The sequence below is a fragment of the Novosphingobium sp. 17-62-19 genome, from assembly GCF_002256775.1.
Taxonomy (GTDB): Bacteria; Pseudomonadota; Alphaproteobacteria; order Sphingomonadales; family Sphingomonadaceae; genus Novosphingobium.
In genome coordinates this window covers 1-25,654 of the sequence record NZ_NCII01000028.1, presented here as the reverse complement: position 1 = coordinate 25,654, position 25,654 = coordinate 1, and the positions used below count along the sequence as shown (strand labels likewise).

At 60.9% G+C, this 25,654-nt stretch carries 24 protein-coding genes; 10 read left to right on the top strand and 14 right to left on the bottom strand.

What is annotated here, in order from left to right:
• The 5 genes from B7X90_RS07090 to B7X90_RS07070 all read right to left on the bottom strand — a co-directional run bounded on the left by B7X90_RS07090 (window position 1) and on the right by B7X90_RS07070 (window position 6,833).
• A complete protein-coding gene (locus tag B7X90_RS07090) occupies window positions 1–1,680 on the bottom strand; it encodes a GMC family oxidoreductase (RefSeq protein ID WP_292623017.1) in 1,680 nt (559 codons plus the stop codon).
• Between the two features lie 28 nt (window positions 1,681–1,708).
• Window positions 1,709–2,566, bottom strand: a complete 858-nt coding sequence (locus B7X90_RS07085) for a hypothetical protein (protein WP_292623016.1) — start codon at window positions 2,564–2,566, stop codon at window positions 1,709–1,711.
• The gene (locus B7X90_RS07080) at window positions 2,567–3,820 is read right to left on the bottom strand and encodes a glycosyltransferase family 4 protein (protein ID WP_292623015.1); all 1,254 of its coding nucleotides are present in this window, start codon (window positions 3,818–3,820) and stop codon (window positions 2,567–2,569) included.
• A gap of 147 nt (window positions 3,821–3,967) precedes the next feature.
• Complete coding sequence (locus B7X90_RS07075) at window positions 3,968–6,163, bottom strand: polysaccharide biosynthesis tyrosine autokinase (protein ID WP_292623014.1); 2,196 nt, start codon at window positions 6,161–6,163, stop codon at window positions 3,968–3,970.
• Between the two features lie 55 nt (window positions 6,164–6,218).
• Window positions 6,219–6,833 carry a polysaccharide biosynthesis/export family protein gene (locus tag B7X90_RS07070; protein WP_292623013.1) on the bottom strand — a complete coding sequence of 205 codons (615 nt, stop codon included), beginning with the start codon at window positions 6,831–6,833 and terminating at the stop codon, window positions 6,219–6,221.
• 332 nt (window positions 6,834–7,165) lie between these two features.
• Between B7X90_RS07070 and B7X90_RS07065 the strand changes: the two genes are divergently transcribed.
• On the top strand, window positions 7,166–7,729 hold the full coding sequence (locus B7X90_RS07065) for a hypothetical protein (protein WP_292623011.1): 564 nt from the start codon (window positions 7,166–7,168) through the stop codon (window positions 7,727–7,729).
• A gap of 7 nt (window positions 7,730–7,736) precedes the next feature.
• Here B7X90_RS07065 and B7X90_RS07060 read toward each other — a convergent pair whose 3' ends face one another.
• The gene (locus B7X90_RS07060; protein WP_292623010.1) at window positions 7,737–8,990 is read right to left on the bottom strand and encodes a glycosyltransferase family 4 protein; all 1,254 of its coding nucleotides are present in this window, start codon (window positions 8,988–8,990) and stop codon (window positions 7,737–7,739) included.
• A complete protein-coding gene (locus B7X90_RS07055; RefSeq protein WP_292623007.1) occupies window positions 8,987–10,252 on the bottom strand; it encodes a nucleotide sugar dehydrogenase in 1,266 nt (421 codons plus the stop codon). The genes B7X90_RS07060 and B7X90_RS07055 overlap by 4 nt, the downstream gene beginning before the upstream one ends.
• A gap of 223 nt (window positions 10,253–10,475) precedes the next feature.
• On the opposite strand from B7X90_RS07055, the gene B7X90_RS07050 reads away from it, so the two are divergent.
• The gene (locus tag B7X90_RS07050) at window positions 10,476–11,480 is read left to right on the top strand and encodes a M48 family metallopeptidase (protein WP_292623006.1); all 1,005 of its coding nucleotides are present in this window, start codon (window positions 10,476–10,478) and stop codon (window positions 11,478–11,480) included.
• 11 nt (window positions 11,481–11,491) lie between these two features.
• Here B7X90_RS07050 and B7X90_RS07045 read toward each other — a convergent pair whose 3' ends face one another.
• From B7X90_RS07045 to B7X90_RS07025, 5 genes are all read right to left on the bottom strand, one after another.
• Window positions 11,492–12,895, bottom strand: a complete 1,404-nt coding sequence (locus B7X90_RS07045; protein ID WP_292623004.1) for a sugar transferase — start codon at window positions 12,893–12,895, stop codon at window positions 11,492–11,494.
• 193 nt (window positions 12,896–13,088) lie between these two features.
• Complete coding sequence (gene holA, locus B7X90_RS07040; protein WP_292623002.1) at window positions 13,089–14,114, bottom strand: DNA polymerase III subunit delta; 1,026 nt, start codon at window positions 14,112–14,114, stop codon at window positions 13,089–13,091.
• 7 nt (window positions 14,115–14,121) lie between these two features.
• Complete coding sequence (gene lptE / locus B7X90_RS07035; RefSeq protein ID WP_292623030.1) at window positions 14,122–14,553, bottom strand: LPS assembly lipoprotein LptE; 432 nt, start codon at window positions 14,551–14,553, stop codon at window positions 14,122–14,124.
• A gap of 55 nt (window positions 14,554–14,608) precedes the next feature.
• Complete coding sequence (gene leuS, locus B7X90_RS07030; RefSeq protein ID WP_292623001.1) at window positions 14,609–17,176, bottom strand: leucine--tRNA ligase; 2,568 nt, start codon at window positions 17,174–17,176, stop codon at window positions 14,609–14,611.
• Between the two features lie 54 nt (window positions 17,177–17,230).
• Window positions 17,231–17,656 carry a DUF3576 domain-containing protein gene (locus tag B7X90_RS07025; protein ID WP_292623028.1) on the bottom strand — a complete coding sequence of 142 codons (426 nt, stop codon included), beginning with the start codon at window positions 17,654–17,656 and terminating at the stop codon, window positions 17,231–17,233.
• 527 nt (window positions 17,657–18,183) lie between these two features.
• On the opposite strand from B7X90_RS07025, the gene B7X90_RS07020 reads away from it, so the two are divergent.
• The 4 genes from B7X90_RS07020 (at window position 18,184) to B7X90_RS07005 (ending at window position 20,517) form a co-directional block, all read left to right on the top strand.
• Complete coding sequence (locus tag B7X90_RS07020) at window positions 18,184–18,948, top strand: hypothetical protein (protein WP_292622999.1); 765 nt, start codon at window positions 18,184–18,186, stop codon at window positions 18,946–18,948.
• Window positions 18,949–19,150: 202 nt separating this feature from the next.
• The gene (gene phbB / locus B7X90_RS07015; protein WP_292622996.1) at window positions 19,151–19,873 is read left to right on the top strand and encodes an acetoacetyl-CoA reductase; all 723 of its coding nucleotides are present in this window, start codon (window positions 19,151–19,153) and stop codon (window positions 19,871–19,873) included.
• A gap of 65 nt (window positions 19,874–19,938) precedes the next feature.
• Window positions 19,939–20,208 carry a hypothetical protein gene (locus tag B7X90_RS07010; protein WP_292622994.1) on the top strand — a complete coding sequence of 90 codons (270 nt, stop codon included), beginning with the start codon at window positions 19,939–19,941 and terminating at the stop codon, window positions 20,206–20,208.
• Between the two features lie 36 nt (window positions 20,209–20,244).
• Window positions 20,245–20,517 carry a ribbon-helix-helix domain-containing protein gene (locus tag B7X90_RS07005; protein ID WP_292622992.1) on the top strand — a complete coding sequence of 91 codons (273 nt, stop codon included), beginning with the start codon at window positions 20,245–20,247 and terminating at the stop codon, window positions 20,515–20,517.
• On the opposite strand, the gene B7X90_RS07000 is transcribed toward B7X90_RS07005, so the two are convergent.
• Window positions 20,487–20,717 carry a hypothetical protein gene (locus B7X90_RS07000; RefSeq protein ID WP_292622989.1) on the bottom strand — a complete coding sequence of 77 codons (231 nt, stop codon included), beginning with the start codon at window positions 20,715–20,717 and terminating at the stop codon, window positions 20,487–20,489. The genes B7X90_RS07005 and B7X90_RS07000 overlap by 31 nt on opposite strands.
• 1 nt (window position 20,718) lies before the next feature.
• Complete coding sequence (locus tag B7X90_RS06995; RefSeq protein WP_292622986.1) at window positions 20,719–21,015, bottom strand: hypothetical protein; 297 nt, start codon at window positions 21,013–21,015, stop codon at window positions 20,719–20,721.
• Between the two features lie 208 nt (window positions 21,016–21,223).
• Between B7X90_RS06995 and B7X90_RS06990 the strand changes: the two genes are divergently transcribed.
• The 4 genes from B7X90_RS06990 to B7X90_RS06975 all read left to right on the top strand — a co-directional run.
• Window positions 21,224–22,228, top strand: coding sequence for a metalloregulator ArsR/SmtB family transcription factor (locus B7X90_RS06990; RefSeq protein ID WP_292622984.1), 1,005 nt, complete (start codon window positions 21,224–21,226; stop codon window positions 22,226–22,228).
• Window positions 22,229–22,234: 6 nt separating this feature from the next.
• Window positions 22,235–23,176, top strand: a complete 942-nt coding sequence (gene metF, locus B7X90_RS06985; protein WP_292622983.1) for a methylenetetrahydrofolate reductase [NAD(P)H] — start codon at window positions 22,235–22,237, stop codon at window positions 23,174–23,176.
• Window positions 23,173–24,234 carry a homocysteine S-methyltransferase family protein gene (locus B7X90_RS06980; protein WP_292622981.1) on the top strand — a complete coding sequence of 354 codons (1,062 nt, stop codon included), beginning with the start codon at window positions 23,173–23,175 and terminating at the stop codon, window positions 24,232–24,234. Before metF ends, B7X90_RS06980 begins: the two co-directional genes overlap by 4 nt.
• Window positions 24,235–24,383: 149 nt before the next feature.
• A partial coding sequence (locus B7X90_RS06975) for a dihydropteroate synthase (RefSeq protein ID WP_292622979.1) occupies window positions 24,384–25,654 on the top strand: 1,271 nt, incomplete at its 3' end.

Sequence of the window (25,654 nt, the reverse complement as noted above, 5' to 3'; positions counted from 1 at the left end):
CTAGTGAGTGTCAAACGCCGGTACGGCAATCTGTGCTGCCGCCTCGGCATTGAAAACCGTTTGCCCAACGATGTTTTCGGCCACGCGCAGCGCGTTTGCTGCCACCGTCAGCGCCGGATTGATGCCCAGACTTGAAGGGAAAGCCGAAGCATCGGCCACATAGATGCCCGGTTGCCCCCACACCTGCCCATCAGGATCAACAACCGACACTGCCGGATCATCACCCATGCGGCATGTGCCCATCGGATGCCCAAGATTGGGGGCGCCCAGCCGCTTGAGGAACCGCACTTGCGCAGGTGCAAATGCCTCGCGCAGCAACGCTCGCAATCGGCGGGCGCGGACGAGGAGTTCTTCCGGTGCCTTATAAGTCACGGCAATGCGATCAAGGCCGGGCACAATACTCGGTCCCAGTGGATCAACTCTGTTATGCAGATATGGAAGGTCTTCCAAAGCAGCGGTGAAAAGATAGGCATTACTGAACCCTTTGGCGGCAATACGTCCAGCGATATTTGCAGCGAAGGAGAGCAGAGGAATTCTGCCTAGTCCAAGTTCGAGCATTTCACCTTCAAGGTAGTCGCCGACCATCCAAGGCGAGGCAGCTAAGCCTAGAGATTGGCACTCCGCTAGCGGCATGTTGCCCTCCACGTAATGGTCTCTGAATGCCAATGTTTTGAGTGGTCCGCCATTACCCGGACCATCGTTTGCCTCCATCACAGCAAGCATATCGCTAAAATGAAACATCAAACCTGCACCCACTTGCTCTGGAACCTTGTCGTTTGCCCAGAGTGAAGCGGATCGACGCAGTAGCAGCGGTGTGTTCAGTGCGCCGCCAGCCAGAACAATTCTTCTTGCCGACACCGCACTTTTGTTTCCCGTATTGTCACGAATGCGGACTCGAAGGATGTCGCCGGGGTCGCGTTCAATCCTCTCGGCGTGTGTTTCCATCCGTAGCGCAACTTTTCCGCCAGCGATTCGCGGATCTAGCAGTCGGTTGAACGACGTTGACTTGCACTGCCGATGACAGAGTTCGCCTTGGCATTCGTTGCAGCCCGGTCGATAGTCAATTGCCACGTGCATTCGAAACGGGTGTCGACCGTTGGACCTCAATCGCTCAAACAGTGCTGCACTGTTGCTTGAAATCGGTGGAGCCGCCCGCAAATCTGAATTGTCGTCACGATCAAGAGGATCGGGCGAACCGGTGACTCGCAACAACTTTTCTACTTCCCCATAACGGGCGACCATTTCATCGAAGTTGAGCGGCCAATTGTTCGGGAGCGCAGACGCTGCTCCCGCAAGCCAGGCAGAAGGTTGCCAATCCTGTTCAAAATCGCTGCGCCTTGCTCGTCCGAGCGCCGCACCGTAAATGGCGGCTGAACCTCCCGCCACGCGCCCCAAAATTGGCCGAATTGCATTGTAACGGCGCGAAGATGTAGTGCGAAACAAGAGAGGATCAGGCCAGCGTTCGCTGTCCAAATCAGTTTGCACTTCCGCAAAAATCTTGTGCTTTAGTTTCGCTGCGAACGAGGAGCGGTTGCGTCCCTTGGGGTTCTTCGTTCCGCTCTCGATAACGAGCACGGACAATCCGCTGTCTGCAAGTACCGCAGCCGCCATTGAGCCGCCCATACCGCTGCCTACCACGACCACATCCCAAATCTGAGTGCTATCGGGATCAGCGTTCATGGCTGACGCTCCGCGTAATGACGGCACGTCATGCTTGCCAGATCATGCTGGCTGGCACATCACCGCCCACCGCCTCAATCCGCCGCCACAGTGCCACATCGTCGGCGTAGAGCGCTTCGATGTCACTGCGTAAACTGGCGGGTAGCGTTGCGCGCTTCAGTTCTGTGGTGAACTGGTTGCACCATGCGTTGATTTCACGAATCGTCGCCGGGCCGTCGCTCCCGCTGCCGTGGCGCGCCATCAGCGGACCACCATATTCCACCCGCTTGTATACGCCCGTGCCGGACAGCTTGCGGGCAAAGTCGATGCCTTTGTTCCGCCCGGCCATCGGCTTGGCCCCGCCCTTGTTGCTCTGCTGCGCCACCGGCACCGCTTTCACCCCGAACCGCGCCTCGATCTGCTCCAGTGCCTGATCGAAGGCAGATGTGCGGTAAATGTAGGGATCGATCCGCAATGCGCCGTGACGGTCAGCCAGAAAGCTGACCTGTGGTTCATGATGCGCGTCAAAGAAGGCATAGCGAACAAGCTCGAAGAACCCTTGCGCGAACTGCTCGATCGGCAACTTCGCAATCGCGCAAAGCTCGCGGTAGACGTCTTCCGGCGCAACCACACGATCCTTGCGGCTGGGGTCTTCGATCTGAAAATGCGTGACGCGCAGCATCGTTTCGGGGATGGAACTGAGGAAGCGGCTGTAAGGTTCGCGCAGAAATGCCACGCTCGGCCCATCGAACTGGTCAAACGCAATCCAGTCGCGGCAATCGAGGCGAACCTTGGATTCGGTCGACGCATTCTTGGAAATGCGCAGCAGCCCCAGCGTGCGATCCTCGCGGACAAGGACGTAGCCGTGCGGATGGGTGGTGGTCAGCGGGGCACGGGAAATGGGCATTCAGGCCGCTCCGGCAACAGGAATGGAAGGGGAAGGGGCGGTGGCACAGGGCAGGGCCTGCGCCAGACCCGCGGCATAGTCGCGTGCAATTGCGGGCCGCATGAAGCGCTGCGCTTCAGGCGATTGCTGCCACTGAGTCAGCGCGGCCTTCAGCAAGGCTTCGTCCCTGACCAGTTGCGCCATCGCGTTGGCCAGCGCGCGCGGATCACCGGGGGGAACCGGGATGGCAAAGGGGCAGTCCTCGAAATATCCCGACACCGCCTGCCCCGCCGGATAGATAACCGGAAGGCCTGCAAACAATGCCTCGATGAAAACCAGTCCGAACGTTTCGCGCCGCGATGGCAAGACAAAACCGGTCGCCGCGTTCATCCGGTTCGGCACCGTGTCGCGATCAAGCGGGCCTTCGAACATCAGCCCCGGCGCATCGCCCGCCGCTTCGCGTGCAGCTGCAAGATCGGCGTCGCTGCCACCCCCGCACACCGCCAGTTGCTGCGGCTGGCCATCGGTGGCCAGCAGGCGCAGCGCCTCGGCCATCGCAGACAGGTTCTTGCGTGCATGACTCTTCAGGTGAAACACGCTGAGCAGGCCATTGCCGCCGACGATGGGTGGGCGCGGAACGTCGATTTCGGTGGGGCATGGCACGATGGAAACAGGGCCGGAACGCTTGCCCAGTTTTGCCTCCACCGCCTCAAGTGCCCAAGGTGCAAAGACAGTGACGTGAGATGCACCTAGAAACACCTTGCGGCACACAGAACGCAGATCAGGCCGTGCAGACAGGATCTTGGTGTCGGTATCGCCCTGTATCGTGATGGCATAGGGCAGACCAAGTTTTTGCGCGGCGCACATCACCGCAACACCCTCGACCGTCAGCTTGTGACCAACGATCAGGTCAGGCTTTTCACTTTGGGAGATACCCTGCGCAATCCGGTCGCCCAGTTGCTCCAGCATGGTCTTGTGAAAAAGTCCCCGCCCTGGCGCGTGATAGGTCATCGCGGTGCCCCACTCGAACGCTTCGGATCGGGTTGTAAGCCTCGGCGATCCAAAACCGCGTACGATCGCGCCAAGCAGTGCGGCTGCGCTGGGTGAGGCGCGGTTTATCGAGATGACGCGGTGGGAAAATTCCCGTGCGGTCATTTCCAGAAGTCTGCGGATCACCTTCGTTTTCCCGCCGTCGATCGGATCAGGAAAATCGGCTGAAACGTGAAGGATCTGCGGCTGCAGCTGCCCTTCGTGTTTCAGCTGCTGGAGGGTCACGGACAGGCTCCTCAAGAAACCACCCCGAAGGATGCGCTAAAAACTCCACAGCAAGGACTTGGGCGAAGAACGCCTCCGGTCGTTGCGGTGCTCCGGTAATGATCAGGGACGGTTGGCCCGCCCCCGTTCGCCTTTCAGGCCTCCCCGTCAGTCCTTCGCCCGGTCTCCGTAGGCGTAGTACTGGTAGTGATAGTCGTAGGACTGGCCGGCTTCGCCCGCGCGGTACTTGGTCAGCACCACGCCTGCGATCTTGGCGCCAGCGCTGGCAATGCGGCGAATCGCGGTCTTTGCCTGTCCGTAATGCGCGCGGTTGGCCTCGACGATGAAGATCGTGGCATCGGCAATGCGCGACAGCAGTGGCGCGTCGGCAAGGCCCATGACCGGCACGGAGTCAAAGATGATCAACGAATACTGTTCACGGTAGCGCTCGACAAAGTCGATCAGCACCTGCGAGGATAACAACTCGACCGGATTGATCTTCGACCGCGCCACGGGCAGCACATCGAGATTTTCAGGCGTACCCTTGATCAGCGCGTCTTCGAATTTCACGTCACCCAGCAGCACTTCGACAAACCCGACATCGGGGCGTTTGGTGCCGAACAGTGCAAACAGCGAAGGCTTGCGCAAGTCGGCGTCGATCAGCAGCGTCCGGCGGCCAAGCTGGGCATACTTGCGGGCAATCGTGGCGGCGGTGAGCGATTTGCCTTCCGAAGGTTCCGAACTGGTGATCTGCAATACGCGGTGCTTGCCGGGGACCACAAAGTCAACCGAGCTGCGGATCGAGGAGTAGGATTCCATCAACAAGCTGAACGGATCGGAAACTTCCTCGGCCAGATCGCGATCACCTACGTCAGGCGTGAAGCCAAGCAACGGCAGGCCGAGCTTGCGCTCCACTTCATCGGTGCTGCGGATGCGGTCGTCAAAGATTTCGCGGAGCAGGGCAATGCCCACCGCCACCGCTGTGCCGAGCAGCAACCCGATCAGCATGTTCTTGGGCAGGCTGGGCGAAACCGGACCGCCCGGAACACGCGCTGCATCCAGCTTGGTGCTTGTGCCCGAATTGAGGTTTGCAGCAGCCGAAATTTCGTTGTAGCGGGCCAGCAGTGAAGATAGCTGCGCACGCAGCGCCGTCGCTTCACGATCAAGCATATTATAGCGAACGCGCTTGTCTTGCTCGACCAGCGTATCGCCCGAAACCTTGCTCAATTCACTTTCAAGTGCCGATTCCTGACGCTGTGCGATCAGATATTCGTCTCGGATGCTGTTCTTGACCGCCGCCGTTGCGCTGTTGATTTGTGTCGTCAAAGACGTGACCTGCGCATTCAGTTCGCGCAGACGAGGATATCCCTCACCATAACGCTGGCGCAGCTGCGACAGTTCGGTGATAGCCTTTGACCGTTCGGTCACCATTTCCTGAATTGCGGAGTTCTGCTGAACTTCAGGAAGTTGCGCGGCTGGCACGTTGGCAATTGCGTTCCAGCGCTGCTCAGCGGCAATACGCTTGGCACGCGTTTCTGTGTAGGTCTGGTTTACACTGGCGAGTGTGGCAACTTTTACCGTCTGGGCAGGGCTCGCCTGACCGTCGTTGGTAGCGGCGAGCATCGGTGCCTGCGCCACGATGCCATTGATCCGTGCGTAAGCGTTCGTCGCAACTTCCGATTCCTGCACACGCTGCTGCAGCTTGGCAATTTCAGTCTGGAGATAGTTGCGGGCGTACGTGTTTGTCTCGATGCTGCGGCGGACATCTTCCTGCACGAAAGCATCAGTGATCGCATTGGCCAGTTCTGCCGCAATCGTCGGGCTTGGAGAACTGTAGCTGATCGTCATGATACGATTTTCAGAGGGGATAACCACTCGCGTACCGCCAGTTACCAAGTCGGCAGCGGCTTCGCGCCGCATATTTTTCCAGGCTTTGTCGTCCGCACCTTCAGGACGGACTTTGGCAAGCTCGCCAATGAAATCCTCACGGTCAGCCAGTTTGCGCGCATCAACAACTTCGTAGGCGATCTTGCGGCTGGTGATTACGGTCGACTGCGTCTGCATGAAGCGGTCGACTTCGTTGGTGGGGATATCGGGAGAAAGATTCTGGCCGTTTACGATGTAAGACACGAACGGCTCAATGCGGACAGTCGCCGCAGCGCTATACATCGGGCGCGTCAGCAGCGTGAAGACCAGTGCCGCAACCAGCGCCAGCCCAATGATTCCTGCCAGCATGTAACGCTGGCGGAAGAGTATGCCTCTGATCATCGATAGACTGATCAGGCTGGCGGGCGCACCGGCGGAATCTCCATCATCGAGCAAGTAGTGCTCGTTAGGCGATCGGGTCAGGCTGGCGTTGGTCATTCCGGTTAAAACCCTTTAGAATTCTGTGCGCGATCGGTTCCGAGCGGGAAGACCATCAGAAGCGTGTGAACAGCGCGAAAGCAGGCAGCGACTTGATCAGATCCTGCCAGAACAGCGAGAGGCCCGAAGTGCCCACGATCACGCGATCGCTTGGCAGCAAGACCGGGTCCAGCATGGTGCCGGCACGCACTGCGCCATAGTCGAACTTGGCCACTGCGATACCTTCCTTGGTCTGCCGGAAGACCGCAACTTCGCTGAGCTTGGCTTCGCGCTTCAGCCCTTCGGCCAGTGCGATTGCACCGGTCAGGCGGGTGCCAGGCTTGAATGGGAACATGCCTGGCTTTTCAACCGAACCTTCGACCGTGACCAGATGCGAGCCGAACTGCATCACGTTCACCGAAACGCGCGGGTCGATGAGCTGGCTCTTGGCCAAGCGCTCGGTCACAGAACGCTCCAGATCACGCGTGGTCATGCCTTCGACCTTCAGCGAACCGACCAGCGGCAGCGAAAGCATACCATCGGCGCCCACCGGAATATTTTCGACCGAAAGGTCCGGCTCACGAAATACGGTGACCGAAACGACATCTGACGGGCGCAAGGTGTAGATCTCGGCCTCGTCTGCCGAAAAGTCCTGCTGTCCAAGCGACGCAACCGGTGTGTCTGCTGCCATGCCGATGCGAGCGGCAGGGCCAGTGCTGCATCCCGCAATTGTCAAAGCCGTTCCAACAAGGAAGGCTGTTCTTGCAGCGCAGCGAGCCATTGTAATATCCATGCCGGCTTTCACCTTGAAAAACTGCCCGAAAATTTGGCCGAAAAGCCAAGTATTGTTCGCATACCCCTCGCACACCTGCTGCGCAAGCCTAGGCTGGGGTCCAAAACCTGCCCGGTCCTGCCAGTTATGGACAGGCCTGTGCCACTTTGGCAGGAAGCGCGGCATGACCTATGCTGCATCGCAATAAATGCGGACATGCGCTGAGTGAGATTCGGGAGTTTAAGAAGACGATGTACAAATCGACCGAATTGCTGGGCCTTGCGGCGGCGGCGCTCTATGCGATCACTGCGATCATGGCGGCGCGCGCAGCCAAGGCTGCGCAGCCGGGGCCAAGAGTGCCGCCTTGGCATCGCACGGTCTGGTTGGCTGCAATCTTGTTGTTCACGGCTTGCGCATTCTCGCGCATCTTCGGCCTTGAGGAAGGCTTGCGTCTGTTGCTGCGTGGGGAACTGCGTGACGAGAACATCTACTCGACACGGCGCGAATACCAGTCGGTCATTGCCAGCGCGATCATCATTGCGGCCGCTTTGGCTGCGTTCTTCGGTGCAGCAAAGGTTGTCAGCAGCGGCGTGCTCAAATCCGGCGGTCGCTCGCGCGTTGCGTTGGCGGCTGGGATGGCTTGCGCTGTGATGGCGCTGCTCATCGTTGTGCGCGTGGTGTCGCTCCACGCGCTCGACGTGCTGATCTACCGTGGTCCGCGCCTCAACTGGATCGTTGATATCGGGGCAACGGCTGCTGTCGGAGCGCTGGCATGGACCTATGCCTCTCGCCAAAGGCATAGCCGCAGCAGGTGAGGGCGCTTCAGGCATCAAGCTTCAGCGCCTTGCGATAGGCGGCAATCAGAGGTGCGATCTGGTGGCCCCAGTTAAGCTCGGTTTCCACGCGCTTGCGGCCCAGCGCCCCCATTTGGGCGCGGCGGGCCGGGTCTTCGATCAGTTCGATGATCTTTTCAGCCATGTCGACGGGGTCGTTCGCCTTGGCATAGAGCGAGGCTTCCTGCGCCGAAAAGCGGCCTTCGGTCACGTCAAACTGCACGATGGCCTTCTCGAGGCTCATGTATTCCATGATCTTGTTCATGGTCGACTTGTCGTTCATCGCGTTCACCCGGTCCGGGTTTACGCCAACGTCCATGGTCGAGAGCACTTCGAACAAGTCCTGATCAGGTGCGCGTCCGGTGAAGTGGACGAAATCGGCCAGCCCCTTTTCGGCCACCAGGTCATTGAGCTTGGCAAGGCTCGGACCGCCGCCAACAAGACAGAACTGGATGTCGCTGCGCTGCTTGACGCGCACGATGTGCTCCACCGCGTCGATCAGCAGGTCGATACCTTCCTGATCACCCATCACGCCGACATAGCCCACGAGGTATTGGCGCCCGTTCTTCCAGCTTTCCACCGGAGGCACGCGCTTCAATCGGCTGAGGTCGGGGCCGGAACGCACGACGAAAACCTTGTCCGGGTCCATGCCTCCGCGCTCGATGGCGATCTTGCGGTAGGACTGGTTGGTGGCCATCGAAACATCGGCGGCCTTGAAGGTCAGCTTTTCAAACAGCACCATCAGCTTCCAGAAAAAGCCGCGCTTGTCGAACTTGGCTTCATAAAGCTCTGGATTGATGTCGTGGTGGTCGAAGATGTACTTCACGCCGAAGAGCTTCAGCGGCAGCGCAACGAGGAAGATCAGGTCGGGCGGGTTACAGCCCTGAATCACATCGATCCCGCGCTTGAAGAAGATCTTCCACGTAAGCACCGTTTCCCAGAACAGCGCCGCGCCATATTCCAGCAAGAAGCCCAGCGCCCCGCTCGCCTCGATCGGCAGGGGATGGCGGTGGATGTCGATGCCGTCGATCACCTCGAACCGCTTCTCGTATCCCTTGCCCGTGGGGCAGATGATCGAGACGAGCGCGCCCGCAGCCTTCAGTGTGCGCGCTTCCTGCCACACGCGCCGGTCAAACGGCAGCGGCAGGTTCTCGACCACGATCAGCACCTTTTTGCCTTTCAGCGGAAGGCCCGGAATCTCCGTGGGAAATTCGAAGTCAGATGCGGCGACGGGCGCGTTCATGCAATCGCGCTCACATCGACCACGCGCTTGCCTTCCACAGACAGGTCCTTGATCAGACGATTGGTAGCAACCACGACGGCATAATCACGCGCTTCGGCGGTCGCCTTGTCCACCAGCAAACCGTCAATGGTCGGCAGGATCGCATAGGCATAGCCAAGGTTCTGGCCAATAAGGCTTTCCGGCTTCAGTTGTGGATCATAGACGTCCAGCGCATAGCCTGCGTCGAGCAGCTTGCGGGCCATGTCCACCGCCGGGCTTTCGCGCAAGTCATCCGTATCGGCTTTGAACGAAAGGCCTACGAGCAGCACGCGCGCACCGGGTTGAAGCCCTTGGGTCGCTTGCAGGAACTGGTGGTGCTTGTGAGCATCATTGCTGCGCAGCAGCGAATCGACGAGGTGTGTCTGCGCGCCCGTGTCTGCTGCTATATGCTGCAGTGCGCGCACATCTTTTGGCAGGCACGATCCGCCGAAGGGGCCGCCCGGACGCGTGTAGTAGGGCGAGATATTCAGCTTCGTGTCCGAAACGAAAATCTGGTGAACCTGCTTGGCCGATATATCGAGATTCTGGCAAACCCGACCCACTTCATTGGCAAAGGCAACCTTTACCGCGTGCCAGGTGTTGTCGACGAACTTGGTGATCTCGGCCTCGCGGATGCCCACGTGGAAGATCGGCGCTTCGATGCCTTCGTGCAGCGCAACCATGCTCTCGGAAGGAGTGCCGTCGATGGTGCCCAGCACGATCTTGGGCGGATTGAAGTAGTCTTCAATCGCAGTGGCCTCGCGCAGGAATTCGGGATTGTAGACCAGTTCGACCAGCGAATCGCAGGCATCGCCCAGTGCGGTGCGGAAGATCGGCAGGATCATCTGCTCGGTCGTGCCGGGGCGCATGGTGGAGCGGTAAACGACCGTCAGCGCCTTTGCGCGGTCAGGCTTGATCGCCGATGCAATCGCGCGCGTTACCTGCACGATGTAGCTCATGTTGTGCGCGCCATCGACGCCACTTGGCGTGCCTACGCAGACAATGGCGATGTCAGCATCGTCAAGCTTGTCGCCGATCTCGGTTACAGCCTCCAGTCGACCTTCGGTCCGTGCTGTTGTGATCAGATCGTCCAGCCCCGGTTCGTAAACCGGAGAGCGGCCCGCGTTCAGCGTTTCCACTTTTGCTGCGCTTACATCAATGCCAAGAACATGATGCCCCTGGCTGGCGATGCATCCTGCTGCAGTGCAACCAACGTAGCCAAGGCCGAGAATGGCAATCTTCAAAGTGGACTCCTGTCGGCTATCATGATTTCCGCGTAACTTTCGGTACTTACTGATGGTAGGCGTCATGTGCAGAAGGGGCAGGGCGATTCACCGTGCAGTGCTCCTCCCGTTTCTTCCATTTTGGACCTAGCAAGCATGTTGAAATGGTGCAATGCGGCATAAGTGTAAATGCATATCCCCTTTTTGGCGGGAGACGTTTTTGCCTAGGCCTGAAGGGAATCGCATGGCTTTGAATGCGGACGTAGCGCGCGGGCGCGGCAAGGTCTGGCTCCGTCGCTGCGCCAGCGGTCTTGCAGCATTGGCGCTTTCTACTGCGATTCCCGTGAGCGCCGGCGAAACCTCGGACGAGGCAGTGCTCTGGCCGACGCGATTGCGGGCGGACATGGCTCGCGTAGCGCAGGTCGAATGGCGATTGCGCGATGCGGCAAGCGGGCTTTGCCCTGGTGTTGCGGCCGATATCGGCGTGGTTTTCGATGATCGAAGGGCGTACCGCAAGGCGGATTGGCCCGTGCTGGCCAGCACATTGGGCTTGGCCGACCGCCCCGTCGTCGCAGCCCTCGTGCCCGGTGGCCCTGCGGAACGCGCAGGGCTTGTGGTGGGGGACGAGATCGAAGCCGTCGGCGGATTCTCGGTCGACGCGATTGCCGAGCGGCGCAAGGCTGGCCCGCTGGTGGCCGAAGCGCTGCTTGAGGAAATTGCCACGACGTCGCCCGAACGCCTGATCGAAATTACAGTCCGCCGCCAGGGAACAAACCTTGCGGTCACCATCCTCCCAAAACGCCATTGCGCCGCGCGGCTGGTGCTTGAAGTGGATCGCAGCATTGATGCGCATAGCGATGCCCGCAACGTTTCGATCTCGGCCGGCCTGGTCACACTTGCGCAGAATGACGATGAACTGGCGATGGTCGCGGGGCACGAACTGGCGCACATCATTCATCGGGATCGGCGGGGAGGTGGCATCTCCAAGCGCCGCCGGATGGAAGACGCAGCGGATTCGCTCGGCATCGGCTTGATCCACTGCGCTGGTTACAACGCTGCTGCGGGCAGCGTCCTGCTTGATCGTTTGCGCAAACGTGACTGGCTCGGGTTCTTGCGCGCGCCGACCCATCGCTCCTTTTCCAAGCGGGTAGAGCGGTTGCAGGCGGAGATTCCCGGCCTGACCTGCCCGGCCACACCCAAACCTGTGGTCGAAAACCAGAAAGGCAGTCCGTCCGCGCAATCTGACTGACAGTGCAGAGATCAAAAGGCGCGATCGTGAACGAGGACGCTGGCGGTGTTGATGATGATTTTCAGGTCACGCCAGATCGTCCAGCCATCCAGATATTCAAGATCGGCCTGCAAACGATGGGCAAGATCGTTTTCGGTATCGGTCGCGCCGCGCAGGCCCCGCACCTGCGCCAGCCCTGTAAGGCCGGGTTTGAGCGAGTGACGCAGCCAGTAGCGATGATCGACTTCCCAGAACAGCTTGTCCCCGGCCAGTGACCCGATCGCGTGAGGTCTGGGACCAACGATCGACATCTCGCCACGCAAGACATTGAAAAGCTGTGGAAGTTCGTCAATGCTGGTGCCGCGTATGAAGCGGCCGATGCGGGTGATGCGGTCATCGTCCTTGCTGGCAGACCGGTTTCCACTGGCGTCCAGTTTTTCGACACGCATCGAACGAAATTTGAAGATCGGGAAGAAGCGGTTGCCGCGCCCGGTGCGCTTCTGCACGAAGAATACCGGACCACCGTCTTCCAGCTTGATCAGCAGTGCTACCACCAGCAGCAACGGCGCCAAAGCCAGCACAGCACCGCCGGCCAGCGCCACGTCCAGCGCACGCTTGATAGCGCGGGCGCGCAGGCCCAGCGGGCCCATCGCTACGATCAGCGCGCTGTAGTCGCGTTCACGCCGTGCGCCGATAACGCCAAGCGTTCGTACATCGGGATCAACGATTTCGCCTGAAACGTTGGCGCTCTTGAACACGAGCGCCCATGCGGCCCGTCGTTCGGACGGGCAGCTTACCAGAACCCTGTCCATATTGAGCATGTACAGGCCCAAGCGGTCCATCATGTGTGGATCGCCCAGGTCAGGTGCCAGATGATGTTCGCGGGCATCGATATGGAAGGCGTGCGGTACGCGCAGCGCCACGCCGCCATCGTCGATCAGAAGGGTGTTGGTTGCTGCCTCACCACAGCGGGCATGAACCAGCGGGCAAACCAGCGAGCGCAGCCACACCAGCAGGATCAAGCTGAGTGCGAGGCCGAGAATGGCCGAAACGCGGGAGAATTCATCCGTGCTCTTGGTGGCAAAACCAACAAACAGGAGTACTGCTTCCGCGCCGAGAAGCGAAACCACAGCACGCCCGCGCGCAAAGTTGATCCGGCGCAGCGACGTTAGCGAATAGACCTGCACGCTGAGTGCAATGGTCCAGTACAGCGGAATCATCACTTGCGTGTGAAGGATCGAATCGGCCTCGAAGAAATCCCCCAGGTACAACCATGAAGCCGTACCAAGCCCGCCGAAGATCGCCAGCGCATCAAATAACAGGAAAACAGCGTAAAGCTGCAGGCGTCGCTGCTCCAGCGACGGCGCAAGAGGCAGGGTCACTCTCCTGCGTTCCTGCGACATGCGAATTTCGCTTGCCGGGATGTGCTTCGTCATCGCTTCTGCTGCCCCTCATGCTTTGAATCACGTGTCAAGAATTGACAGGTGAACCGAAGCTCGAACTCGTGCTTGGTGCGACCGACCTATTGTTATTGCACTGCGCAAAAATACCTAGTGCGGCGGCGATAGCAAGCAGGTTCCTGTCCAGAAGTGAGATTCACCACACCGAACACCGGAAATCCGCCACAGTTTACCGCGCAGCAGCGCGTGCAATTTCTGCCAGACCCTGTGCAACTGCCAGCTCTCCGTTGCGGTTGTCCTCGATTAGGGTGCGGTGCAGCATCATGAGTCGTTCGCACAGTCGGGTGAGTCGGGCACCGCGCCAGCGCTTCAGTTGCTGCTTGAGGTCGGGTTTGTCCCGAAAAAACACGCTCTTGTCCTGCTCGATGAAACTGTTGACGTCAGTGCGGTCACCGATCCGGGCGGCGAGTTGAATCAGTTGTGCAGCGCGGCGTTCAAGCGCCAGAACCAGCCCTACGGGATTGATACCCTGTTCGCGCATTCGGGAAAGCTCGGAGGGAATTTTGCGCACTTCGCCGCTCAACACCGCGTTGACCAGCGGCATCATCCCGTCATCCTCGCTCACAGCGCAGATCGCGTCCAGCGCCGCAGCATCTGCCTGACGCGGGGCTTGTGGACTCGCATCCAGAAACAACGCCAGCTTCTCGATCTCGCTGCGTGCCATGCGTGTGTCGAGGGCGGTGGACCGCGCAATCCGTTCGGCCAGATCATCGCTGAGCCGAACGCCCACAGCATCGCCCATGCTCCGCACGGTCCCTGCCACGGAGCGCAGGTCGGGTGGGTAGAACATGCCCACCATGGCATCGTCGCGATTGTCCAGCAGCTTGGCGATGCGCGATTTGTCGGTGGCCGATGTGGCAACGATGATCACCGGCCAGCCCCCTACCGGGCTTTCCAGCAATGCTGCCACGGCATCGTGGGCATCGTCGCCCGTGGCGCGCACGTAGATGATCCGCTTGTCACCGAACAGCGAGACTGAGCGCGCTTCGTCGGCCAGCCGCACAGGATCGCGTTTCAATTCGCTGCCGCTCAGGTCAACCTTTTCGGCCTCACCCAGCGCCGCAGCCAGCATCGCACTGATTCGCGCTGCTGCGTCACTTGCGCCCGATTCGTCGGGGCCGCAGAAATAGAAGACGCGGCAATCCTTTACCGCGCGGGCGGCACTGCTCGCAAAGTTCTTTTGGGTAACCTTCACCGCGCCGTCACGGCGTGTCGCGCAGGCGGACCGAAACGCGGGTAATGATCTGGTCAGCCACTTCCTGCGACAGGTTTTCGAGCGCGGTCTGCTCGGCTGCAATCACCGCGTATTCGCTGTTCACCACATCGAACCCGGCATCGGACCCGGCGGTCGCATCCAGCAGGACTTCGCCATCCTGCTGATCGATCAGCTGATACCGCGCCCGCAAAGTGCGACGTTCGCGGGTGATCGTGTCGTTCGACAGCTGGCCCAACCCCTCGACCTTGTCGTCCAGCCGGATGTCGAGACGATAGCGCGTGCCATCGCTCTTCGCGCCAGCGCCCAGCCGGTCGGCCAGGGCATTGCGCACCAGCCAGCCCGATTGCCCCTCGATGGGAGAAATCGCGATGTCGGATAGCGCGCGCGCCACATTGCCAGTGCCACCGCCGGTATACATAGGTTGCAACCCGCACCCGACCAGCAGCAGCGGCGCGCCCAGCAGAAGCAGGCGCTTAGGCGACAAGATTCACCAGACGGTCAGGCACAACGATCACCTTTTTCACTTCCGCCCCTTCCAGCGCACGCTGCACTTTCTCGGACGCAAGGGCAAGGCGCTCAAGTTCTTCTTTCGGCGTGCCCTTGGCCACCGTCAGCGTATCTCGCAGTTTGCCTTTGACCTGAACGGCAACGGTCACTTCGTCATCAACCAGCAGCGCCGGATCAACCTCGGGCCAAGCCGCATCGGCGATCAGCCCGAAGTTTCCGAAGGTGTTTTTCGCCCATGCTTCTTCGGCGATGTGCGGCATCATGGGCGAGACGAGCTTGAGCAGGGCGCGGATTGCCTGGGTGCGGCTGGCCGAATAGCCCGCCTTCTCGATGACGCCGGTCAGCTCATAGATGCGCGCCACCGCCTTATTGAACGAGAGCGCCTCAATGTCCTTGGCGACACCATCTACGGTTTGATGGACTTTGCGGTCGAGCGCCTTGTCTTCATGCGCGTCTGCGCCCGCCCCGCCAGCGCCTTCCTGCCCGAACAAGCGCCACAACCGCTGCACAAAGCGCGCGCAGCCCTCGATCCCGGCTTCGGACCACGGCAGGTCGCGCTCGGGCGGGGAGTCCGAAAGCATGAACCAGCGGATCGCATCCGCCCCGTACTTGGCAACGATTTCGTCCGGGTCCACGACATTCTTCTTGGACTTCGACATCTTGATGACACGGCCCACTTCCACCGGCGCGCCATCAGCCTTCAGCGTTGCACCCTCGCTCGTGCGCTCCACTTCAAAGGGCGAGAAGAACACCGGCTGCCCGTTCTCGGGATTCTTCCGCTCATAAGTCTCGTGCGTCACCATCCCCTGCGTGAACAGGCTGCCGAACGGCTCTGTCACCTCGATCTTGCCGATCCGCGCTAGCGCCCGCGTCCAGAACCGCGCATAGAGCAGGTGCAGGATCGCATGTTCGATCCCGCCGATATACTGCTCCACTGGCAGCCAGCGCTTGATTTCTTCGGGATCAAACGGCCGGTCCTCCGGCTGGCTGGCAAAACGCAGGAAATACCAAGACGAATCGACGAAAGTGTCGAGTGTATCGGTTTCGCGCCGCGCCGGATGGCCGCACTGTGGGCAATCGACATGCTTCCATGTCGGGTGCCGATCCAGCGGATTGCCGGGCACATCAAACGTCACGTCCTCTGGCAAAGTCACCGGCAACTGCTTCTTTGGCACCGGCACCACACCGCAAACCTCGCAGTGGATGAACGGGATCGGCGTGCCCCAATAGCGCTGACGGCTCACGCCCCAGTCGCGCAGGCGCCACACGGTCTTGCCTTCGCCCCAGCCTTCTCCTTGCGCGCGGCCAATGACTGCGGCCTTGGCCTCACCCACGCTCATGCCATCAAGGAAACCGGAATTCACCAGCACGCCATCGCCAGCCTCGGCCTCACCCGCAAAGGGCTTGTCCGCGTCGGCAGGATCGGCGGCAACTACGCGCAGGATCGGCAGACCGTATTTGGTGGCAAAATCGAAGTCGCGCTGGTCGTGCCCCGGCACGGCCATGATCGCGCCGGTGCCATATTCCATCAGCACGAAGTTGGCGATGAAGACTGGCAGGTCCTCGGCCGTGAACGGGTGCTTGGCGGTGATCCCGGTGTCGAAACCCAGCTTCTCCGCCGTTTCCAGCTCAGCCGCTGTGGTCCCGCCCTGCTTGCACAGTGCAATGAAGTCCTGCGCGTCTGTTGAACCTGCCGCCACGCTCTGCGCAATCGGGTGATCCGCAGCCACGGCCACAAAGCTCGCGCCGAAAATCGTGTCGGGCCGGGTGGTGTAAACCTCCACCCGCTCGCCGTTCGAAAGATCGAACCCGAACTGCAGGCCCTGGCTCTTGCCGATCCAGTTTTCCTGCATCGTGCGCACCTTCTCGGGCCACTTGTCCAGCGTCGAGAGACCTTCGAGCAACTCGTCGGCAAAGTCGGTGATCTTGAGGAACCACTGGTTCAGCTTGCGCTTCTCCACCAGCGCGCCAGACCGCCAGCCGCGCCCATCGATCACCTGCTCATTGGCGAGCACGGTGTGATCCACCGGATCCCAGTTGACCGTCGATTCCTTGCGATAGACAAGGCCCGCAGCATAAAGATCAAGGAACAGCGCCTGTTCGTGGCCATAGTACTCCGGCTCGCAGGTCGCGATCTCGCGGCTCCAATCGAGCGCAAAACCCAGCCGTTTCAACTGCGCCTTCATGTTGGCAATATTGTCGCGCGTCCAGCCGCCGGGGTGGACACCCTTTTCCATCGCCGCGTTTTCGGCGGGCATCCCGAAGGCATCCCAGCCCATCGGGTGGAGCACTTCGAACCCGCGCATCCGCTTGTAGCGCGCAAGCACATCGCCCATCGTGTAATTGCGCACGTGGCCGATGTGGATGCGCCCCGAAGGATAGGGGAACATCTCCAGCACATAGCTACGGGGCTTTACGCTCGAATCATCGGCGCGGAAGGACTGCTCCTCGTCCCACACCTGCTGCCAACGGGTGTCGGCAATGGCGGGATCGAAGCGCTCTGGAGCGGTATTGGCGGGAATGTTCGCGGTCATGCGCGCTCCTCTAGGCAGCGCAGCCATGACACGCAAGATTCGCCTGTAGCGGAATTACCCCGCAATCGCCGCGCGGCGCAGATCACGCGCCTTGGTCAGGATGATGTCTTCCAGCTTCTGCACGGTGGCAGCCTGCACCGGAGCATCGACCCACTGGCCACCCTGCGAAATCTGGCGGCTGGCCGCCACGCGCAGCGCATCGGCGCGCAGATCCTGATCGACGATCGAAACCGTCACCTTCACACGTTCGCCGGGGCTCTTGGGATTGGCGTACCAATCGGTCACGATCACGCCGCCGTTGCTGTCGGTCTGGAGCAGGGGCATGAACGACAGCGCGTCAAGGCTGGCGCGCCAGAGATAGGAATTGACGCCAATCGTGGTGACCTGGCTTGCGGCGAGGTCGGCCTTGGGCCGCTCCTTCTTGCCGCAACCGCTGACGAGAACGGCCATGCTGGCGATGATCGCGCCGCCAACCAGCATCTTGCGGGTGTTGCGCCCAGTTTTGACAGTAGTGGTCACTACGAAACAGTCCTTGCTTGCAGCCATGTTGCCGCAGGTTTGCGCATCCGTGAACGGCGCGTGCTGAAATCGGCCTCTATCACCGCCGCGCACCATGCGGCAAGCGTGATGAAGGGGGACGCGATTGGCCCTCCAAACAACGAGCGCAATTGGCTTGCGCACGCGTGAACCTTTGCTGAATCCCAAGAGGCCGGGCAAGGCGCTGCATGAGGTTATCTTTTGATCCTGAATGTGGACATTGGGCCACACCTGACAGGGAAGTTTCTGTCAGCGGTAACAATACGGGGCTTGGTACTGGAAACTTTCACCTTTCATCCGTATTGAGGGTCATTGAATAAAGCGCTTGCATGGAATCGCTGAACCGCGAATGTGCAGGTGGGAGTAGGTAGACAGGGCGGCTTTGCAGGCTTCTGCAGGCTAAGCTCAAAATGGGGCGAAGGCGTTTTACGATGTTTGGACGGGGCAGAAAATCAGCGGAAGATGGCGCCATGCGTCGCCGCCTGCCCTTGTCTGGTGCGCGCAACCCGTTGATTCTTGGCGGAGCCATCGGTCTCGCGCTGCTCGTTGCGCCTACTGTTACGTCTGCTTTCTCCAGCGGTTTCGACAAGGCTCCTGTCAGCCTTGCAGCGCGCGGTGGCATCGGTTCGTTCACGCCTGCTTCGGTGGACGAACGACTCGCTGCACAAATCACGGTCCGCGCTTTGAAAAGCGGTAAGCTGTTCCGCTTCACGCCGGCCGGATCAGATGGCCGCCCTAATCGCTCGGTCACCGTTGCCGTTCGCGTTGATTCGCTCAGCGCACAGGGTTTTGCCGTCCGCAAAACGCTGGCTGATGCCTCGTCTGCGGCAGGTACTTCGCAAGTGCGCATCGCACCGATGGCGTTCAACCTTGGTCTTGCGCGCGGCTATGCCAGCTTTGCAACGCCGGCAGCTTCAGCTTCGCCGCTCGCGGATATGCAGCGGATCGATATGCCCGATCTCGCACAGTTCAAAGTTGCTAGCCCTGCGTCAAAGCCCAGCCGCTTTGCGCCCCGGATCGAAGCTGAAGGCCGCGATCAGGCTGGCCGCGCACCGCGCACGCTCGAAGGGCAAGGTGACTATCAGGTCGATCTCGGCGGCAGCTATCGCCTGACCCGCAATCTCAATGTCACCGCCGGCGTGCGCTACTCGCCTGAGCGTGACCGGCTGTTGCCGCTTACCGATGGCAAGCAGGACAATCAGGCGGTCTATGTCGGAACCCAGTTCCGCTTCTGACACTGATTTACGGAAATGCGCTCCAATTAAACGATCAATTGAGCGCGCGTTTTCTTTATCAATTTCTGTGTGATCTTATGTTGCTGCAGGTTGCTTTGCAGCAATTCGTTGCTGCACCTGCAGCATTTGCGTATTTGGTAACTTGTCGCATCCCCGTCATGAACCTACCGTAGCCGCGTGAGCGAATTTCGGGAGATTGTGAATGTCGCGAATTGCAGTAGTCACCGGCGGAACGCGCGGAATCGGGCAGGCCATTTGCATGGCATTGAAGGCGCAGGGCCGTACGGTCGTGGCCAACTATGCCGGAAATGATGAAAAGGCACGGGCCTTTACCGCAGAGACCGGCATCCCCGCATACCGCTTCGATGTGGGTGATCATCACGCAGCACTTGATGGCTGCGCCCGCATCGCTGCCGAGGTGGGCGAGATCGATATCGTGGTCAACAATGCCGGGATCACGCGCGATGGCGTGCTGCACAAGATGAGCTTCGATGACTGGAACGAAGTCATGCGCATCAATCTTGGTGGCTGCTTCAATATGGCCAAGGCTACCTTCCCCGGTATGCGTGAACGCGGCTGGGGCCGCATCGTGAATATCGGTTCGATCAACGGGCAGGCCGGGCAATATGGTCAGGTCAACTATGCCGCCGCCAAGTCGGGCATCCATGGCTTTACCAAGGCGCTGGCACAGGAAGGCGCCAAGTACGGCGTGACCGTCAACGCCATCGCACCAGGGTATATCGATACCGACATGGTCGCCGCCGTGCCGCCCGCGGTGCTCGAAAAGATCGTTGCCAAGATTCCGGTCGGTCGCCTTGGCCATGCCGAGGAAATTGCTCGCGGCGTTGCCTTCCTGACTGCCGACGATGGCGGGTTCGTTACCGGTTCCACCATGTCGCTCAACGGCGGCCAGCATATGTATTGATTCATGAATCGTGGGCGGAGTTTCGGTAGAAAGCTCCGCCCGTCAATTTCAATAGAGGGGGGGTGATGACGTTGATCCCTGTGGGCGACAAATTCGTCGCAAAGCACACCATCCGTAATACAACGAACGGGATCGATCCTTTCGACGATGTCCGTATTGGCTTCGTTGACGACAAAGCAATCTCGATCCACGTGATCAAGAAAGACGGTAGGTCAAAGCAGTTCGTTGTTCCTCGCGATGCCTTCGGAATGAATTTCGAGAGTGATCGTCACCACTTAGCCCCACCCAATCGCGGGTATGCCATGATGCAACATGCTCTCAATTCCTACAAATAGTCACTGTACCCGTTCTGCGGTCGGGACATCCAAGTCTTGACTCCACCCTATCACCCGCCGGTCAAACGCTCGGTGGAGATTGCCGGGCACAAGACCTCTATCAGTCTCGAACCGTTGTTCTGGGACATGCTGCGTGATGCGGCTGTGGGAGAAGGGGTGCCGGTCAACGCGCTTGTCGCGCGGATCGATGCGGAGCGCATCAGAAGCCAGGCGCCGCCCGGACTGGCCGGAGCGGTGCGCATCTGGCTTGTAACAAGACTGGTCGAAGCCGTCCCGGTTCAGGAAGCCGCAGGCGCTGGCGCACCCTGAGCCGGAACCGTTGCTTCGGGCAGGTCCGGCAGGTCCCGCTTGTCGAGCATTTCGGCCGCCGCATCCAGCGCGGCAGCCTCATCACGGGTAACCCCGCCGGGCTTTTCGTCAGCCGATCCGCAGCCCGCCAGTACGCTCAGCATCACACCGATCAACAGCGTGCGCACAGGCGTTCTGACGGGGATGGGATTGGCGCTCACTTTACTGTGCAGGCGCTTCGTCGCCTTCGGCAGCGGCGGCTTGGGCAGCAGCAGCGACAGCGGCAGCGTTGTTTGCCGTATCGCGCACGGCATCAGCTTCGGCATCGGCAGCAGCGGAAGCGTCAACCACAGGCGCGGGGGCAGGGGCAGCCGCCGAAGGCTCCATCGCAGGCAGTTCGTCCGCAGGCATTTCCACTGTGTCTTCTTCTGCTGCTTCGGATGCATCGTCCGATTTGCCGCAGGCGGAAAGTGCCAGCGCGGCGGCGGCAACAATGGCGAGGCTCGGGTATTTCTTCATCTCAGTACCTCTCAAGTGGCCCATAGGGGCTGATCCTGTAACCGCTCCATGGCGCAAAGCGCGCATTGCCGGTCTGACGGCGCTGTTCTATCGGCGGCCTTGACTCAACGCAATTGTTACATGCCGATTGTATGTGTTGCTAACAGATCATATAAAGCGATCCTTATATCCGTTGACACGTATAAAGTTTTCTTTATATCCCTTCTCCATGGCTATTCACGACGCAATCCGTGCGCTTGACGACCCGACGAGACTGCGCATCCTGCGTCTGCTGGCCAGCATGGAACTCGCCGTGGGCGAAGTTGCGCAGGTGCTCGGGCAAAGCCAGCCCCGCGTCTCCCGCCATATCAAGATCCTGTGCGATTCGGGCCTTGCCGAACGGCGCAAGGAAGGCGCGTGGGTGTTCCTGCGCAGTGGGTTGGGCGAAGGTTCGGACAATCCCCTGATCGCTGCCATCGCCCGCCTGCTTGATGTGGCCGAACAGCAGGACGCCGCCTTCGCCCGCCGCTGCGCCGAAGATCGCCAGCATCTCGATGCCATCCGCTCCTCGCGCCAGACCCACGCGCTCGAATGGTTTGCCCGCCATGCCGAGGAATGGGACGAGCTGCGCTCGCTCCACATCGCCGATGGTCCGGTCGAATCCGCGCTCACCGAAATGCTTCTGGGCCTTGCCGGAGAAACCGGCCTCGGCCGCCTGCTCGATGTCGGCACCGGCACCGGGCGCATCGCCGAACTGCTGTCCGCCCACGCCGCGCACGTAGTCGCCTTCGACAAAAGCCCCGACATGCTGCGCATCGCCCGTGCCCGCCTGCAGGATCTGCGCGCCGATAGCGTGGAACTGGTGCTGGGCGATTTCGCGCAACTCCCCTTCGCCGCGCGCAGCTTCGACACGGTCCTGTTCCATCAGGTCCTGCACTATGCTCAAGCGCCCGAAGCCGTGCTGGCAGGCGCAGCCCGCGTCACTGCACCCGGCGGCCGCATCGCCATCGTCGATTTCGCCGCGCATGATCGCGAAGACCTGCGCCAGACCCACGCCCACGCCCGCCTCGGCTTTTCTGATGCGCAGATCGAAGCGATGCTGCGCGATGCCGGCTTCGCCCCGCACGAGACCCGCGCGCTGGCGGGCCACGAACTCGTGGTGAAGCTGTGGACCGCCACAAGGCGCGAAGACAGCGTCACACAATTAGAACCGCGCCAAAGCCGGAAGGCCTGAAGACCCATGAACGCCAGCTACGATCAACTCCGCGAAGCCCGCACCGCGCTCGATACCCCACTGTTTGCCGGGTTGCCGGGCGACATCAACGTGTCGTTCGAATTCTTCCCGCCCAAGACCGACGCGTTGATGGTGCAGCTGTGGGACGTGGTCGAAACCCTCGCCCCGTTCGCGCCGCACTTCGTATCAGTGACTTATGGCGCGGGCGGCTCCACCCGTGATCGCACTCACGGTACCGTCGCCCGCATCATCAAGGACGCCAAGCTCCCCGCCGCCGCGCACCTGACCTGCGTCGATGCCACCAAGGCCGAAATCCGCGAAGTGGCCGAAAGTTATTGGGAAGCAGGCGTGCGCCACATCGTCGCGCTGCGCGGAGACATGGGCGCGCCCGGCGTGCCCTTCACCCCGCACCCCGAAGGCTATGCCAACGCTGCCGAACTGGTCGCTGGCCTGAAGACCATCGCCCCGTTCGAAATCTCAGTGGCGGCATACCCTGAATCGCACCCCGATTCGCCCAGCCAACAGGCCGATATCGACAACCTGAAGCGCAAGCTCGATGCCGGGGCCACCCGCGCCATCAGCCAGTTCTTCTTCGAACCCGAAACCTTCTTCCGCTTCCGCGACAAGCTGGCGGCTGCGGGCATCGATGCCCCGGTCCTCCCCGGCATCCTGCCCGTCTCCAACGTCGCACAAACCCGCAAATTCGCCGCCGCCTGCGGCGCTGCGATCCCGGCGTGGATGGATGGCCTGTTCGAAGGCCTCGACACGCACCCCGCCTCGCGCCAGCTCGTCGCCGCCACCATCGCCGCCGAATTTGCGCGCCGTCTCTATGCCGGTGGCGTGCGCGATTTCCACTTCTACACCCTCAACCGCGCCGAGCTGTCTTACGCGATCTGCCATCTCCTTGGCCTTCGCCCGACCCGCCCTGCGCTGGAGAAAGCCGCGTGATTCTCACACCTTCGACCGCCCGCACCGCCTTCCTTGAGCAGGCCAAGCAGCGCATCCTCATCACCGATGGTGCGTTCGGCACCGAGATTCAGAACTTCAAGCTGACCGAAGCCGACTATGCCGGCACGCTGGGCCTTGCCAAGGACCAGAAGGGCAACAACGACATCCTTGCGCTGACCAAGCCCGAAGTGCCAGAGTCCATCCACCGCGCCTATTTCAACGCCGGTGCGGACATTGCCGAAACCAATACCTTCAGCGCCAACCGCATCAGCCAGGCCGATTACGCCGCCGAACACCTCGTGCGCGAAATCAACGTGCAATCGGCGCAACTCGCCCGCCGCGTGGCCGATGAATTCACGGCAAAGGATGGCCGCCCCCGCTTCGTCGCCGGTGCCATCGGCCCCACGAACAAGACGCTTTCGCTCAGCCCCGACGTCAACGACCCCGGCTTCCGCGAGATCGACTGGGACCACTTGGTCGATGTCTATGCCGAACAGGTCCACGCGCTGGTCGAAGGTGGCGCAGACTTCATCCTGATCGAAACCGTGTTCGATACGCTCAATGCCAAGGCAGGCGTCATGTCCGTGCGGCAGGTCGAAAAGGAACTCGGCCGCGAAATCCCGATCATGATGTCGATGACGCTGACCGACCTTTCGGGCCGCAACCTCTCGGGCCACACGGTCGAGGCATTCTGGTACGCGATCCGCCATGCCAAGCCGCTGACCATCGGTCTCAACTGCTCGTTCGGCGCCACCCAGCTGCGCCCGCACGTAAAGACGCTGTCCGAAATCGCCGACACGCTGATCATGGTCTATCCCAACGCCGGCCTGCCCAACGAACTGGGCGAATATGATGAAATGCCTGCAACCACGGCGGGCCTTGTCAAGGAATGGGCCGACCACGGACAGGTCAACATCCTCGGCGGCTGCTGCGGCTCCACGCCCGCGCACATCGCGGCGATGGCGCAGGCGGTGCAGGGCCTGCCCGCCCGCGAGATGGCCGTGCCCGAAACGGTCACGTGCCTCGCAGGTCTCGAACCGTTCATCATGGCTGCCTAAACCGATCCTCCCCGCCAGCGGGGAGGGGGACCGCGCGAAGCGTGGTGGAGGGGGTTCTCCACACAGCGCAGCGCCGGAACGATAACCCCCTCCACCGCCGTACCGGCGGTCCCCCTCCCCGGATCGGGGAGGATGAGAAAGAAAGTAACATGAACACCACCACCGCTTCGGCCCCCTCCGGCTCCCGCTTCGTCAACGTCGGCGAACGCACCAACGTCACCGGCTCCGCCGCGTTCAAAAAGCTGATCCTCTCCGGCGATTACCCCAAGGCCGTCGAAGTCGCGCGCCAGCAGGTGGAAAACGGCGCGCAGGTGATCGACGTCAACATGGACGAGGGCCTGCTCGACGCGGTCGAGGCGATGACCACCTATCTTAAGCTGATCGCTGCCGAACCGGACATCGCCCGCGTGCCGGTGATGATCGACAGCTCCAAGTGGGACGTGATCGAAGCAGGCCTGAAATGCGTTTCGGGCAAGCCCATCGTCAATTCGATCTCGATGAAGGAAGGCGAAGAAGCCTTCCTCACGCACGCCCGCAAATGCATGGACTATGGCGCTGCCGTTGTCGTCATGGCCTTCGATGAAAAGGGCCAGGCCGACACCAAGGAGCGCAAGGTCGAAATATGCGCCCGCGCCTACGATCTGCTCGTCGGCATCGGCTTCCCGCCCGAAGACATCATCTTCGATCCCAACGTCTTCGCCGTCGCCACCGGCATCGAAGAGCATGACAACTACGGGCTGGATTTCATCGAAGCCACGCGCGAGATTAAGGCGCGCTGCCCGCATGTCCACATCTCGGGCGGTCTCTCGAACCTCTCGTTCAGCTTCCGTGGCAACGAAATCGTGCGCCGCGCGATGCACTCGGTGTTCCTCTACCACGCCATTCCTGCGGGCATGGACATGGCCATCGTCAACGCAGGCCAGTTGGACATCTATGACCAGATCGACCCGGTGCTGCGTGAAGCCTGCGAAGACGTCGTGCTCAATCGCCGCAAGGTGGCCGAAGGCGAACAGACCGCCACCGAACGCCTGATCGAACTGGCCGAAAGCTACAAGGGCAAGGATGTTGTCGCTGAAAAGGCCGCCGAGGAATGGCGCGGCTGGGATGTCGTGCGCCGCCTTGAACACGCGCTGGTCAAGGGCATCGACGCCTATGTCGTCGAGGATACCGAAGAAGCGCGCGTGATGATCGATGCACGCGGTGGCCGCCCGATCGAAGTGATCGAAGGCCCGCTGATGGAAGGCATGAACACGGTCGGCGACCTGTTCGGTTCGGGCAAGATGTTCCTGCCGCAAGTGGTGAAATCGGCCCGCGTGATGAAAAAGGCCGTGGCCCACCTCATCCCCTTCATCGAAGCCGCCAAGCAGCCCGGGGCCAAGGCCAAGGGCAAGATCATCATGGCCACGGTCAAGGGTGACGT

Excerpts from the sequence above, each read along its gene's own strand:
- B7X90_RS07090 (WP_292623017.1), bottom strand. The coding sequence starts at position 1,680 with ATGAACGCTGATCCCGATAGCACTCAGATTTGGGATGTGGTCGTGGTA.
- B7X90_RS07085 (WP_292623016.1), bottom strand. The coding sequence starts at position 2,566 with ATGCCCATTTCCCGTGCCCCGCTGACCACCACCCATCCGCACGGCTAC.
- B7X90_RS07075 (WP_292623014.1), bottom strand. The coding sequence starts at position 6,163 with ATGACCAACGCCAGCCTGACCCGATCGCCTAACGAGCACTACTTGCTC.
- B7X90_RS07070 (WP_292623013.1), bottom strand. The coding sequence starts at position 6,833 with ATGGCAGCAGACACACCGGTTGCGTCGCTTGGACAGCAGGACTTTTCG.
- B7X90_RS07065 (WP_292623011.1), top strand. The coding sequence starts at position 7,166 with ATGTACAAATCGACCGAATTGCTGGGCCTTGCGGCGGCGGCGCTCTAT.
- B7X90_RS07060 (WP_292623010.1), bottom strand. The coding sequence starts at position 8,990 with ATGAACGCGCCCGTCGCCGCATCTGACTTCGAATTTCCCACGGAGATT.
- B7X90_RS07050 (WP_292623006.1), top strand. The coding sequence starts at position 10,476 with ATGGCTTTGAATGCGGACGTAGCGCGCGGGCGCGGCAAGGTCTGGCTC.
- B7X90_RS07045 (WP_292623004.1), bottom strand. The coding sequence starts at position 12,895 with ATGACGAAGCACATCCCGGCAAGCGAAATTCGCATGTCGCAGGAACGC.
- lptE (WP_292623030.1), bottom strand. The coding sequence starts at position 14,553 with ATGTATACCGGCGGTGGCACTGGCAATGTGGCGCGCGCGCTATCCGAC.
- leuS (WP_292623001.1), bottom strand. The coding sequence starts at position 17,176 with ATGACCGCGAACATTCCCGCCAATACCGCTCCAGAGCGCTTCGATCCC.
- B7X90_RS07025 (WP_292623028.1), bottom strand. The coding sequence starts at position 17,656 with ATGCTGGTTGGCGGCGCGATCATCGCCAGCATGGCCGTTCTCGTCAGC.
- B7X90_RS07020 (WP_292622999.1), top strand. The coding sequence starts at position 18,184 with ATGCGTCGCCGCCTGCCCTTGTCTGGTGCGCGCAACCCGTTGATTCTT.
- phbB (WP_292622996.1), top strand. The coding sequence starts at position 19,151 with ATGTCGCGAATTGCAGTAGTCACCGGCGGAACGCGCGGAATCGGGCAG.
- B7X90_RS07010 (WP_292622994.1), top strand. The coding sequence starts at position 19,939 with ATGACGTTGATCCCTGTGGGCGACAAATTCGTCGCAAAGCACACCATC.
- B7X90_RS06995 (WP_292622986.1), bottom strand. The coding sequence starts at position 21,015 with ATGAAGAAATACCCGAGCCTCGCCATTGTTGCCGCCGCCGCGCTGGCA.
- B7X90_RS06990 (WP_292622984.1), top strand. The coding sequence starts at position 21,224 with ATGGCTATTCACGACGCAATCCGTGCGCTTGACGACCCGACGAGACTG.
- metF (WP_292622983.1), top strand. The coding sequence starts at position 22,235 with ATGAACGCCAGCTACGATCAACTCCGCGAAGCCCGCACCGCGCTCGAT.